Source organism: Pararhizobium polonicum (assembly GCF_001687365.1).
Classification (GTDB): Bacteria; Pseudomonadota; Alphaproteobacteria; order Rhizobiales; family Rhizobiaceae; genus Pararhizobium; species Pararhizobium polonicum.
Genome location: NZ_LGLV01000023.1, coordinates 1 through 13,415 on the forward strand (window position 1 = coordinate 1; position 13,415 = coordinate 13,415).

Consider the following 13,415-nt stretch of genomic DNA (forward strand, 5'->3'; position numbering starts at 1 on the left):
GTGCCAAGGGCTGCCGCTTCCTGGCCAAGCTCCGCATTCAGATGGTCGATTGCATCCAGCATGCGAAGCGCCGCACCGACGGCGTGGCTGGCATGGCGCGGGTCGTCGAGCGGTGCGTTCCAGAACGCCATCAGGCAATCGCCGATATATTTGTCGATGGTGCCGCCGCTTTCCAGCACGATCTCGGAAAGCGGCGTCAGCAGCCGGTTGATCAGCGTCGTCAGCTGTTCGGGATCGTCCTTCAGGGCCTCGGAAATCGTGGTGAAGCCACGCACGTCGCAAAACAGGATCGTCAGTGTCCGCCGCTCGCCGCCAAGCTTCAGCTGAAGCAGAGGAGCAATATTGCGCCACGCTGGACGAACCGGCCCCGGACGCATAATCTAAATCGAACAGCTTTCGGCAAACCCGGTGCGGTTCAGGAGGAAACAATGCCGGAGTTCCGGATCGGGCAACGCAATTTCGCAGTTCTGGCTGCGATACTGGTGCTCGCCGCTTTGTTTCGACTCCATGAGGTACAGCAACCCCTGGTGGATGCCTTTAGTTGGCGTGAGGCAAGCACGGCCATGATGGCGGACAATTTCTATGCGCGCAGCTGGAACATCTTTTTTCCGGAGGTAAGCTGGACCGGGCCAGGCCCCGCCTATCAGGGCCGCGAACTCCAGATAATTTCCTATATTACCGCGCTGCTTTACACCGTGTTTGGCTGGCACGACTGGCTAGGATGCTTGGTGGCTGTTGTTTTCGGAGTGTGGGGTGTCTTCGCACTGCACAGATTGCTCGGTCGCATTTGGGACGACACCCATGCGCACGCCGGCGCCTTTCTGCTTGCTGTCATGCCGGGCGCTGTTTTTATCGACCAGTCGTTTCTTCCCGATCCCGCGATGCTGTCTCTAGTCATCACCGGTACCTGGCTGTATGTCGCCTACCTGCAGGATGACCAACCTGGTCTTTTGGTACTCTCGGGTTTGATTACGACGTTGGGCGTGCTCGCCAAGCTACCTGGTGTTGCCGTGGTCGTTCCGATGACCTATGCGACATTTTCAATTCTCCAGACGAGAAATAAGCTTAATCTGCGCCGCATCTTTCACATCGTACCGGTCGCGCTGATCGCCGGGACACTGATCCTGGGCTACTACCGATGGGCGCTCTATGTCGGGGCGAACTATCCGCCTTATCATGTGGCCGGTAGCGGTTATCTGTGGGACGACGGGCTGCTTAAATTCTTCAACGAGGCTTTTTATCTGCCCGCCACCTGGAAGATAGCCGGCAACTGGCTCTTCACCTTACCGGTCCTCATGCTTGTCGGGATCGCGCTGCTGGTTACGCCGCCGACCACGTCCCATCTGGCACGCGGCAAGGCCCCGTGGCTTTTTCATATATGGTTCGCCGGCGCTACTTTGGTCTATTTCTTCGCCGCGCGTGAGATCAAAACCAATCCGTGGAACTTTCATATCTTCAGCGTGCCGGTTGCGGCATTGGCTGGCCGAGGGCTCGTCCTGTTGAGCGCAATTGGCGGCGACCTTCCTTCGGGCTCGCGATCACGCTGGCTGCGACTGGCGGCCATTGTCGGCGTCGTGATTATTGGCGGAACTCTTCCCGGGCTCCGATTGATGAAGACGCCCTATGCGCAATCTGGTCATGAACTCGGTGAGCGGCTGAGTTCCGTTAGCAAGCCGGGTGACCTAGTCGTTGCGGTTTCGACCACGATCGGCGATCCAATCGCTGTGTATTACAGCAGACGCCGCGGATGGGTTTTTCCGCCCGGCGGAGGGATGAGCGATTGGTCGGTGCTTCTCGAAGACGGCGACGCGATCAACGTACTCGAGACGCTGCGAACACAAAACGCGGCTTGGTTCGGCATAGCGAAAAACGCCCGAGACTCGAAAGGACGCGAGCTAATCAAATACAACAAAGGTCTCATTGCGCATCTGGACAAGACAGCCGATCGTGTTGTCGATGATGAAACCATGCTGATTTATCGCCTCACGCCGCCGGCTATCATTTTATCGAGATAGTCGCGAGAAAAGAGATTTCGGCTTTGGGCGCGCAATTTCTGGAACAATGCATGTTTGCGCTGCTCTATTGCGCTAGCGCTGAACCAGCGCCGCGAGTGTTTTAGGGTCAAAACGCCAATCCGGCGAGCCATATCCCATGGGCCAGCTGTAAGGTTCCTTATCGTTGAAGAATAGGATCGTCTGCAGCAACGGGAACTGCGTTTTATATTCCGGCGAATTGAAAATTTCCGCGTACCAGCCTTGCTTGTAGGTCCTGCTCCCGGAAACACCGAGTTCCGCTATCATCACCGGCTTGCGAAACTGCTGCACGCGCTCGTATTTCTCCTCGACCGTTTCGCTGAAACGCCGGCGACGACTCCAGTAATCAATGTCCATCTTTTCGAGACCCCAGATGGGAATTCCGACGATATCGACGAATTCGTCGCCGGGATAATAGGCTTCAAGGTTCTTATGTCCCTTCGGTGACCACACGTAGCGTGCCTCCGGCAAGATCGTGCGGCAGCGCGACACGAAATACGCGAAGGCCTTGCGATAGCCTTCCGGATCATTGCGCGCCCAAGGGTAGCGGCCATCCACGTCTTCCATTTCGTGACCCCAGCGCATGTACACCGGTTTGTGGATGTCGTGAACCTCGTTGCAAATCCACTCGATCTCGGAATCGAAGCGCCCGTCCTCTATGTCCTGGAACAGGTGATCGCCTCCTTCGCGCCAATCCGCCGCATGCGTGAAGGGCTCGACCGAGATCATCAAGGCACGGTCGTCGCGAATGGCGCTTTTGATCTTACGATCCAGCGCACGTTTATCCGGCGCCTGCCAGGCAACGAAAACATGCTCGATCTGGAAGTTGTCGCTGCCTTTGACCATGGAGTGAGGATCGTAGACGCCCAGGATCACCGGGTTCGCCGCGTGGGCGATGGGGACAGCGCGGGCATCGACTGCACCCGTCTTCGCAGTCATATCTACCAACGGCGATCCAGTTTCGGATGCCTCTCCGTCGGCTGCGCCTAACGCAATTGAAAGCGCCAACACGAAAAAACATGCTTTCACATAGGACCAGCATTTCTCAGGGGGCGAGCACAATGCAGTCATAGGAAGCCCCGCAACGACGCTACGCCTTGCCGGCACGATTTGTGCGCGCAAGGCATAGTCTTCTCCGGAATGTTAGCTGGACCTTCAGCGAAGGAAGCAGCGGGATGTTTGGCCAAAACCGCTGGGTGAACAGATATACGGTCCGCGACCATAGGCAACGGTGCGGGTATCGGTTCTCAGGCTTGCAACGTATCTCGTCGTTTCCATGGAGGCGACTCTTGTTCCCGTCTGGTAAGGCTTGGTTGCTGCCACGCTCTGATCGATCTTCTTGGGGGAGTGATAAGGAACTGCTGATGTCAGCTCAAGGGGTGCTCCAGAAGAACAAGCGACCAACAGGGAAGCCAGACCAACAGCCACGGCACACGAAACTCTGTGAAGTTGTGCGATTGCTGACGCAAAACTTACGCATGTCTCAACATCTTTCGAATGCATTCTTGCCTCACTCATGATCAATTCCTGTCTCGCATGTCAGTATCTCACCGGGGCCTTAATAATCGATTTATTAGAAATCATTCAATTAGATGATCTGCGAACATAGTGAAGCAATTTCGATCATTGTAGCCAGTCAGGTCGTCTGCGCAGTTTTGGCACAACGCAAATTCCTATAGGCAGAATAAACGTATATTCGCAACCTCTTTCATTAGGCCTCCCACAGGAATCTAGCTCCGTATCCGCGCTGTTACTTCCTCACGCGTGGCGCACACGTGCCTATACCTAAAGTATTATTATTGCATTTTAAGTAAATTTCATCGCGGCGTTAGCCTGTTGCGCTCCTTTCTTGCGCTGAAAACGTGTGGTTTTTCGACGTTTAAGAAGCGATTAAATCCTCTTTGACTCCTGTCACAATCAAGAGCATAATTAAATTTAACGTATAGATAACCATTTTTTACTTAATCGGATCGAGCTCTGCGATCTGACTTTTCCATTCACAAACATCACTGAATCCACCCCGCTTTCGCGCTCCATCCGGAGTATCGCGAGATTGCGCTTCTATTTCCGTGGAATTTTGGGGGTTCTGCGTTCGGCATTTGGTTTTTTGTGGTCCATGCGGGAGGTTGAGACATGGCGAGAATGGGCAATCGGAAAAAATCTACTACTGAAAATATTCTCCAATTTCCTAGTAATAGGAGTAATTTTCTCAAGAAAATACTTGTTACCGGTGGCGCCGGTTTTTTGGGCTCTCACCTGTGTGAATCGCTGTTGACGGCAAACTACGAGGTCATATGCGTTGATAACCTTTCGACGGGACGCATCGAAAACATCAAGCACCTGCTCGATCTGTCGAACTTCATTTTCCGGCGACACGACGTGCGGACGCCGCTCAATGTCAAGGTTGACGCGATCTTCAATTTTGCGAGCCCGGCTTCGCCTCCCGCCTATCAGGCTGATCCAATCGGTACCCTCTTCACCAACGTCGTCGGTGCGCGAAACCTGTTGGAACTTGCCCGCCGCCGCGATGCGGTCATTGTCCAGGCATCGACCTCAGAGGTTTATGGCGATCCGCTGGTGTCGCCACAGCGCGAGGACTACTTCGGCAATGTCAGCACCATAGGACCTCGCGCCTGTTATGACGAAGGAAAGCGCTGTGCGGAGACTCTGTTTTTCGACTACCACCGCCTTTATGGCCTCAAGATCAAGGTCGCCCGCATTTTCAATACCTATGGGCCGCGCATGCGTCCCGATGATGGGCGCGTCATATCGAATTTCATCGTTCAGGCCCTGCGCAACGAACCAATCACGATCTATGGATCCGGATTGCAAACGCGCTCGTTCTGCTACGTCGACAATCTGATCGGCGGGTTCAGGAAGTTTCTGGACACATCCGACGCGGTAACCGGGCCGATCAATCTCGGCAACCCGACGGAACTGACCGTGATCGACTTGGCCGAGCGCATCATTCGTCTCACCAATTCGAAGTCCCCGATCGTTCATCTCCTTCCCGCCGTTGATGACCCCCAGCAACGCCGGCCGGACGTTAGCCGAGCGGCCGTGCAGCTTGGCTGGCGCCCATATGTCGATGTCGAGGACGGCCTTCTCTCGACTATCGCCTATTTCGACCTCGCGCTGCGACATGCCGCAGCGGGCAACTGAAAGGCACGGCGATGGACACTGTTCTGGTCACCGGTGGAGTTGGCTATATCGGCAGTCAGACATGCAAGCTTTTGCATCAGTCAGGCTTCACGCCTGTTGCCTTTGACAACCTCTCGACCGGCAACAAAGAGAATGCAAAATGGGGGCCGTTGGTTCGAGGCGACGTACACGACCGCGACCAGCTGAAACATGCGATCAAACTTTGGCAACCCGTCTGCGTCATACATTTCGCCGCATCGGCCTATGTGGGGGAATCTACAGTCGATCCACGCAAATATTACAATAACAATGTTGCCGGAATCCTCTCGCTGCTTGACACATGCATAGAAGTCAAACTTAGAAATATCGTTTTTTCAAGCAGTTGCGCCACCTATGGAATTCCGACCAAACTACCCATTGCCGAGGGTAGTCCACAGGTTCCCATAAATCCCTATGGGCGCACGAAGCTGATCGGCGAAATGATGCTGAAGGACTACGCTTCGGCATACAGTCTCCGCTATGTGGCACTGCGCTATTTCAATGCGGCTGGCGCGGATATCGATGGCGAGCTTCGGGAGAGGCACGACCCGGAAACCCATCTCATTCCTCGCGCCCTTATGGCCGCGGCAGGCAGAATCTCCGAGTTGATCGTCTTCGGCGATGACTATGATACACCGGACGGCACATGTATTCGCGACTATGTCCATGTCACGGATCTCGCTCAGGCACATGTGTCGGCGGTCCAGCATCTGATCGCTGGCGGCAAAAACATGGTGGCCAATCTGGGCTCCGGCCAGGGCACGTCCGTACAACAGATTATCGACACGATCGAACGGCTCACGCAGCGCCGCGTCCCCGTTCGTCGCGAAGCACGGCGGGAGGGCGATCCGCCCGCGCTTTATTCCGATTTCACGGTCGCCCAGTCAGAATTGCATTTCACCCCCCGTTTCTCGGACATCGAAACGATTATTCGTACCGCTGCTCCGACTTTCGGACTGGAGGTGGCTAATGACATTCTGGCGTGAGCCATCCCCGATCCGATCGAACCGCACGCGACAGCGCGTTGAAGGACGCAGGCTGCCCGAACTGCTGGTTCCGGTATTCTCGGGCGAACGGCGCATTGCGTATTTCGCGGGTGCTATCGCATGGCTGGGGGGATTACTCTGGTTCTGGCAATGGTGGTTCAGGTCCGGGCACATCATCGCGGTCGTGCCGTTTGTCGCTTTAAGCCTGATCATGGCGTGGATAACGCTGCTCCCGGCTTATTTCATCTATCTGTTCGCCGGCAGCCGGAAGCCCCGGCACATTCTCAAGCAATGCGTCCCAGGGCGCATTGCACTGGTTGTTACCAAGGCGCCTTCAGAGCCGTTCGAGGTTGTTCGAAAAACACTCAATGCTATGCTTGAACAGCTTGGCTATGACTACGACGTCTGGCTGGCGGACGAGGCGCCGGATCCCGCGACGATTACATGGTGTGCCCGCCACGGCATCTTCATTTCGACGCGGCAGGGGGTAGACGCCTATCATTGCAAGACCTGGCCGCGGCGTACACGCTGCAAGGAAGGCAATCTCGCCTATTTCTACGATCACTACGGATATGCCCGATACGACTTTGTTGCCCAGTTCGACGCGGACCATGTGCCGGACCGGACCTATCTGCGGGAAATCATGCGGCCATTCGCAGATTCAGCCGTGGGCTACGTATCGGCTCCGAGTATCTGCGATTCCAACGCATCGCAAAGCTGGGCGGCACGGGGCCGGCTTCAGGCCGAAGCCAGTATGCATGGCTGCCTGCAGATCGCCTATAATAACGGTTGGGCACCGCTCTGCATCGGTTCGCATTATGCTGTGCGAACCGCGGCGCTGAAACAAATCGGCGGTCTCGGTCCTGAACTGGCGGAAGATCATTCGACCACGCTGCTGATGAATGCCGGGGGCTGGAAAGGCGTTCACGCTATCGATGCAATTGCTCATGGCGAAGGGCCCAGAACCTTCGCCGATCTTGCCATCCAGGAATTCCAGTGGTCGCGAAGCCTTGTCACGATCTTGCTTCGTTATTCGAAGGATTATGTGCCAAGCCTGTCAGGCAAGCTTCAGTTTCAATTCCTGTTCTCGCAACTTTGGTATCCGCTGTTCTCGCTGTTCATGGCGGCGATGTTCCTGTTGCCGATCATAGCGCTGGCGACGGGCCGTAATTTCGTCAATGTGACGTATCCGGATTTTCTCGCGCATATCCTGCCTTTGTCATTTGTGCTGATCGGGCTGGCTTTCTACTGGCGATCGACTGGTGCGTTCAGGCCTCACGATGCCAAGGTTCTCGGCTGGGAATCGGCTGTATTTCTCCTTGCACGCTGGCCATGGTCGCTCGCCGGCTCTTTGTTTGCAATGCGGGACCAGATCACAGGCTCCTTCGTGGACTTCCGGATTACGCCGAAGGATGGCAAGTTCGCCGCGTTCCCACCGCTCCGGGTGCTCGTTCCTTATATGCTGATGTCTGTTTCTTCGTCGGCAGCAGCGTTGCTTGCTTCCAACCCAGGCTCAGCTCAAGGTTACTACCTCTTCGCGATCGTCAATTCGATCATCTATTGCACCGTCCTCGCCGTCATAGTCATCGGCCACGCCCGGGAAAATGCCCTTTCGTCAGTATCTACATCAAAGAGAGGCCTTGCCGCGGCGGCAGCCCTGGTGATGTGCCTAGCCGTGACCGCCAACGCGATTTATTCGCGTGGTAACCATGGCCTGGAAGCGGTCGCCTACGGACAAAACGTTATCACATTCACCGAAACACACTTCGCCGTCGCAGGTGCGGGCCAAGGGGGGTCTCAGGTCAAGATCACGCGGTTCAAGATCAGATGGCATGGGATTTCATAACGAAATAATAAACTGATGGAGGAGATGACCAAATGAAAATCGCAATTATTGGAACAGGTTATGTCGGTCTCGTGAGTGGAGCGTGCTTCGCCGCCTGGGGACATCAGGTAATTTGTGTTGATATAGATCAGACCCGGATCGATGCGCTCAATCGCGGCGAGGTCGCGATTTTCGAGCCCGGTCTCACCAATCTCGTGGAATCAAATCTGCGGTCAGGGCAGCTTCAGTTCACGACCGATCTCAAGCGCGCAGTTCGTGACATAGACGTCCTCTTCATCGCTGTCGGGACCCCTTCAAGTGGCCATGACGGCGATGCGGACCTGTCGTGTGTCTTGAAGGCGGCCCAACAGACTGCTCTGGCCTTGTGCGGACCGGCGTTGATCGTCACCAAATCAACCGTCCCGGTCGGCACCAGTGAAAGGCTCGAGGCGTTGATGCGCTCCGCTCGGCCCGACGCAGACTTCGAGGTTGCGTCAAATCCTGAGTTTTTGCGCGAAGGTTCGGCAATCGCCGATTTCAACAAGCCAGACCGTGTTGTTCTCGGCTGCGATAGCGACCGGGCAAAGGCTCTGCTTCTCGCACTTTACCGCCCGCTCGTTGAGAGCGGGGTGCCGATGATCATCACGACGCGCCGCAGTGCAGAGCTTATCAAATATGCGGCCAACGCGTTCCTTGCCACGAAGATCGCCTTCATCAACGAAATGGCCGACCTTTGCGAGAAAGTCGGTGCAAATATCGATGAAATCGCGATAGGAATGGGGATGGACAAGCGCATTGGTGCGGCGTTCCTGAAAGCCGGTCCTGGTTATGGCGGCTCTTGTTTTCCAAAAGACACGATGGCGCTCCTGCGTACCGCCCAGGAGTACGGGATTTCCTTGCGCCTTGTCGAAGAAACGATCGCCTCCAATACATCACGCAAGCGCACCCTTGGAAATCGGCTGAGAGCATTGTTGGGCGAACCCCTGCAGTTCAAGAAGATCGCCGTCCTCGGTCTGACATTCAAGGCAGGGACTGATGATATGCGCGACGCCCCGTCGCTGACGCTCATCCACGCGCTGCAAAGCGCAGGTGCAAATGTGCGCGCATTCGATCCCAGGGGGATGAAGAATGCTCATATGCTGCTGCGCGGCGTGACCTTTTCCAGCAACCCTTATGAATGTGCGGAGGGCGCTGATGCGATTGTCCTGATGACAGACTGGCAGTGCCTTCAAAATCTCGACTTCAAACGGCTGGGTGCGACAATGAAGCGGCGTGTGCTTCTCGACCTCCGTGGTGTTTATGACATCGATACGCTGGTTAATAGATACGGATTCACGGTCGAGCGCGTCGGCCATCCCGCCAAGCGCGCGCCCGAAAATAGCGTCATCAGACTCAAGCGCCGCATCAACTATACCCCGCCTAGCGTTGAGGCGCGCAACGGTATCCGCAACCTCCCTCATTCCAGTTTTACCGAACCAGTTACCGTAAGTGTCAGAGAGGATCTTGACCATGAATAAAGCCGCAAGAATTTGCACCATAGCGCTTTCGGCTGGTGCCATATTGATCGGAATACTGCCGACTACGGTGCTTGCTCAGCCGAACATACTACCGAAGAAAACCGTTCCAGTAACTGCTCACGAACTGCGCCAGATATATAGCGATAAAACCTGGAAGTGGTCTGCGGGCGGCGCCCGCTTCATTGGCAAGGGTCGGCGCTTGGTCGCTTTCTCCGAGAGGCCGGGCAAAGCGACATTTGCCGAGGGCAGATGGAAAATCGACAACAACGGACGTCTTTGTCTGGTGGCCGTGTGGGTCACCCGGGAAGGCAGCGCGCCGGCCAATACCTGTTTCCTGCATGTTCGCGATCGTGGCACGATCTATCAACGGCGCGAACCCAATGGAGACTGGTACATCTTCAAGACTTACAAATCCAAGCCTGAAGATGAATATGCAAAGCTCGTAAAAGAAGACACGATTTCACCGAACATGGACAGACTCAAGAAGAGCTTGACTGTTTCGGCCAGCCAAGGAGGTTGAAATGAAACACAGACTTGTCAGAACAATGGCGGGAGGCGCACTTTTGCTGATGCCCGTCACACCCATCCTCGCCGGCGCAGCCCTGTGGCCCGCCTATGCTCAGGATGCCGGCACGAACACAACCGCGGCCGACAAGCGGCCGATCCTCCACGCAAACGCGACCAAATTCGGCGCTTATGACCCCTATGGTGATTTCGGAGCTCAAAATGGTGTCGAAACCGAAGCTCTCTTTCTCCCTTGGGAAGACGTCGATCTGACGACCCTGACTGTGGCCGACAATTACGCCATGCAGCGGAACCGCAAGCTGCTGATCACTATCGAACCGTGGTCCTGGAATGAAGGTTGGCGGCTTAGTTCCGACGAGTTGCGCCGGAAGGTACTGGCTGGGGATTACGACGCGAACGTCAAGGCGATTTCCGATGTCGTGAAGACCTTGAAGAGCCCCGTCATCATTCGCTGGGGCCAGGAAATGGAAGATAAATCCGGCCGCTTCTCGTGGTCCAACTGGCCGGCACAGGACTACATCAGTGCCTATAAGAAAGTTGCCGAACAATTCCGCAGAGACACCCCGACGGTCCAGATCATGTGGTCTCCAAAAGGGCTGGAGGGCCTGGAGAAATACTACCCCGGTGACAACTATGTCGATCTTGTCGGTCTCTCGGTTTTTGGCCTGCAGGAATATGACGTAAGGGCCTATGGCGCGCCCAAGACTTTCACTCAGGCATTGCAACCGGGCTATGAACGCGTGATGTCGTTCAAAAAACCAATCTGGGTGGCGGAACTGGGTTATGAAGGCGATGTCACCTACATGCAGCCGTGGATACAAACGGCGACTGCCAAGGACGCCAAGTTTCCAGATCTCAAGGAAGTCGTCTATTTCAACGACCGCGACGTCCATGCCTGGCCCTTCGGACTCGGTCGGCCGAATTGGCGCGTAAAGCCTGCCGCGTCTGGCAACTAAATCCGGCCTGCGAATAGGCTCGGCGCGCTTGCGTCGGGCATATTCGCAGACAAGCCCAAGCATATTCAGGGCGATATTGGCGATTTGGTCAAAGACTTCCTTGAGGATTCCGCCTTCCACCGTCATCTTGGCGAGCGTCTTGCGGAGCCTGCGCTGCAGTCGCTCGATCTGGTTCTGAATTGCTCGAGATTGGGATGCTGGAATGACACCCTTGAACCGCGCCGGGTTTGCCGGAGGCCGTTTGGTTTAAGGTATGCAGCCATGGCTGGTTCGTCCAGCATGGCGTAATGCTGCTCCTCGGCTTTCGGCTGGCGGGATGCTTCCGATGGGCTCCAGAAGCCGTCGATGGTTGAACCAGTCGACCCATTCCAGGGGGGCGAATTCAACCGCTTCGAAGCTGCGCCATGGTCCGCGCCGGTGGATGACCTCGGCCTTGTAGAGACCGTTGATCGTTTCGGCGAGGGCGTTGTCGTAGCTGTCGCCGACGCTTCCGACGGAAGGCTCGATTCCCGCCTCGGCCAACCGCTCGGAATAGCGAATGGACACGTATTGCACGCCTCTGTCCGAGTGATGGACGAGAGGCCGCCGACATGAACGGGGCGCCGCTCATGAAGCGCCTGCCCAAGGCATCGAGGACGAGCCCAGCATGCGCCGTCCGACTCACCCACCAGCCGACGATCCGGCGGGCGAAGGCGTCAATGACCAAGGCCACGTAGACGAGGAAGTTCTCTTCGAAGACACGGCGTATCTCGATCTTGAAGGCAACGTCGCTGCGGGCGCGGATCGACAGGCGTTCCACGTCCAGGCGTTTGGCAACGTTCTCATAATAGGTTGACGGGGCAATCGGCAGCACCCTGCAGATCGGCTCGACCCCGAACACCGACCGGTGTTCGTCGATGAAGGAAATCATCGCTTCAATGGGCGGTCGAGTTCCGCCATCGCGAAATATGCAGACGCTTTGCGCAATATCTCTTTGGCCTGACGAAGCTCGCGGTTCTCCCGCTCAAGCACCTTCATCTTCTCGGCCACGTCGCTTGGGAGTCCAGGCCGGGAGCCATCGTCCACTTCCGCCTTCTTTACCCATTCATTGAGCGTCTGTGGCGTGCAGCCGATCTTGGCAGCGATCGAGGAAGCCGCCGCCCATCGCGACGAATATTCGCCTTGGTGATCCAAAACCATCTGCATTGCTCGGGCGCGCACTTCCGGTGAAAATTTGTTCGCTGTCTTGCTCATATCGGCTCCACTTTCTCAGAAGTTGGAGCCTCCGGCAAACCCGGCGCGGTTCAAGCATCATTCCTAATGACATGCTCAAGTATGCTTTGCCGTTGAGTTGGAAACACATCAATTTGACTGGCATCTATTCATGGGACGAACTGCCACGCTTCGCCGGCAGCAGCTTCAGACCGCTACGAACTTCAACGGCAATGGCGCGATCAGCCTCAGATTCATTTTTCGTTCATGCCTACCGTATGATTTCGAGCAGTTTTTGTTCCGGCCCCGAGATGCTCGGTGTAAGCCAACCCATGGCCTGGCGGATCGGCCATGCGCTGCGTCTCATGGTGGTGCGCGAAAACATGCTCGACGGCACGGTAGAGATTGCCCCTTTCTATCTTGGTGGCGGACCACGAAAGCATCCCGATGATTCATCGCTCGGAAGAGGCCGCAAGGGGCAAGCGAAAACGCTGAAGACGCCGGTCGTGGCGATTGTTCAGCGACAAGCAGATGTCACTCCGGGTTCCGCCGCAGGCGTCGGCCGCGTTGGCGGAACGATCGACGGCAGTTACTGCTGCTGCAGCCCTGCAAGCCAGGCGGTGTATCGGGCCTGCGCGCGTGCGGGCATCCTGACCTTGGCGAAGGCGTCGAGATTGGCCAGGTTCTTGCCCACAACGATCAGCCCGACCATTCCCATCGAAAAATGTGGAGCGCATTTGTAGGCGTAGGCGCCCTCGATATCGAAGGTGACCTCGATCTCCTCGTTGACGCGTCCTTTGAAGGGCTTGGCGCCCTCGGGGATCAGATCCTTGATGCTTTCCGCGTTGTGCCCCGGCTCGGCCGCGACGAAACGGACGGTATCGCCGGGGGCGATCTGCAGGAAGGCCGGCTCGAAAACCATGGCGCCCGTCTCGCCGCGGTTCAACATGCGAACCTCATGCGTCTCGGCCCACGCGGCGTTCATGCCGGCCAGCAACGCGGTTGCGAAAGCCAATGTGCGAACGATCCTCATGCTCTTTCCTCCTTGAACCCCGTCGACATTCGACGTCCTCGACGGCGCAATAGCATCTTGTATCCTACGAAACAAGTATGTATCGTAGGATACAAGATGGCCAGACGACGGGATATCCCCGCCGTCTGGAGCGTCCTCAGCAATGCCTGAGGGGGAGAGCGCTTACAGG

At 56.3% G+C, this 13,415-nt stretch carries 9 protein-coding genes, 3 pseudogenes and 1 other annotated feature; of the genes and pseudogenes, 8 read left to right on the top strand and 4 right to left on the bottom strand.

Features of this window, described 5'->3' with window-relative positions; translation table 11 throughout:
- Positions 1–326 (bottom strand): annotated as a pseudogene (locus tag ADU59_RS28230) (adenylate/guanylate cyclase domain-containing protein); the annotation flags it as partial.
- Between the two features lie 102 nt (positions 327–428).
- Between ADU59_RS28230 and ADU59_RS28235 the strand changes: the two are divergent.
- Positions 429–2,015: an ArnT family glycosyltransferase gene (locus ADU59_RS28235; protein ID WP_068958976.1), complete on the top strand. Its 1,587-nt coding sequence runs from the start codon at positions 429–431 to the stop codon at positions 2,013–2,015.
- A gap of 72 nt (positions 2,016–2,087) precedes the next feature.
- Here the strand turns inward: ADU59_RS28235 and ADU59_RS28240 are convergent, their stop codons facing one another.
- Entirely contained in the window at positions 2,088–2,972 is an 885-nt protein-coding gene (locus ADU59_RS28240; RefSeq protein WP_068958978.1) for a glycoside hydrolase family 26 protein, read from the bottom strand.
- 1,194 nt (positions 2,973–4,166) lie between these two features.
- Here ADU59_RS28240 and ADU59_RS28245 point away from each other — a divergent pair.
- Genes ADU59_RS28245 through ADU59_RS28270 form a run of 6 tightly spaced genes read left to right on the top strand, consistent with a single transcriptional unit; the run spans position 4,167 to position 11,022 of the window.
- Positions 4,167–5,195, top strand: coding sequence for a UDP-glucuronic acid decarboxylase family protein (locus ADU59_RS28245; protein WP_425332065.1), 1,029 nt, complete (start codon positions 4,167–4,169; stop codon positions 5,193–5,195).
- A gap of 11 nt (positions 5,196–5,206) precedes the next feature.
- Positions 5,207–6,199 carry a UDP-glucose 4-epimerase GalE gene (gene galE / locus ADU59_RS28250; RefSeq protein ID WP_068958980.1) on the top strand — a complete coding sequence of 331 codons (993 nt, stop codon included), beginning with the start codon at positions 5,207–5,209 and terminating at the stop codon, positions 6,197–6,199.
- On the top strand, positions 6,183–8,045 hold the full coding sequence (locus tag ADU59_RS28255; protein WP_068958982.1) for a glycosyltransferase family 2 protein: 1,863 nt from the start codon (positions 6,183–6,185) through the stop codon (positions 8,043–8,045). Before galE ends, ADU59_RS28255 begins: the two co-directional genes overlap by 17 nt.
- Positions 8,046–8,077: 32 nt before the next feature.
- A complete protein-coding gene (locus ADU59_RS28260; RefSeq protein ID WP_068958984.1) occupies positions 8,078–9,541 on the top strand; it encodes a UDP-glucose dehydrogenase family protein in 1,464 nt (487 codons plus the stop codon).
- Positions 9,534–10,061 (top strand): DUF995 domain-containing protein, encoded by a 528-nt coding sequence (locus ADU59_RS28265; RefSeq protein ID WP_068958986.1) that lies wholly within the window; start codon positions 9,534–9,536, stop codon positions 10,059–10,061. Before ADU59_RS28260 ends, ADU59_RS28265 begins: the two co-directional genes overlap by 8 nt.
- A gap of 1 nt (position 10,062) precedes the next feature.
- The gene (locus ADU59_RS28270) at positions 10,063–11,022 is read left to right on the top strand and encodes a glycoside hydrolase family 26 protein (RefSeq protein ID WP_068958987.1); all 960 of its coding nucleotides are present in this window, start codon (positions 10,063–10,065) and stop codon (positions 11,020–11,022) included.
- 254 nt (positions 11,023–11,276) lie between these two features.
- Here the strand turns inward: ADU59_RS28270 and ADU59_RS29845 are convergent.
- Positions 11,277–12,255 (bottom strand): annotated as a pseudogene (locus ADU59_RS29845) (IS3 family transposase); the annotation flags it as partial.
- Positions 11,858–11,974 (bottom strand) — a sequence feature (AL1L pseudoknot). It overlaps the preceding pseudogene by 117 nt.
- Positions 12,256–12,521: 266 nt before the next feature.
- Between ADU59_RS29845 and ADU59_RS31280 the strand changes: the two are divergent.
- A pseudogene (locus tag ADU59_RS31280) lies at positions 12,522–12,779 on the top strand (IS1595 family transposase); the annotation flags it as partial.
- Between the two features lie 23 nt (positions 12,780–12,802).
- Here ADU59_RS31280 and ADU59_RS28290 read toward each other — a convergent pair.
- Positions 12,803–13,246: a pseudoazurin gene (locus ADU59_RS28290; protein ID WP_068958994.1), complete on the bottom strand. Its 444-nt coding sequence runs from the start codon at positions 13,244–13,246 to the stop codon at positions 12,803–12,805.
- Between the last annotated feature and the right edge of the window lie 169 nt (positions 13,247–13,415).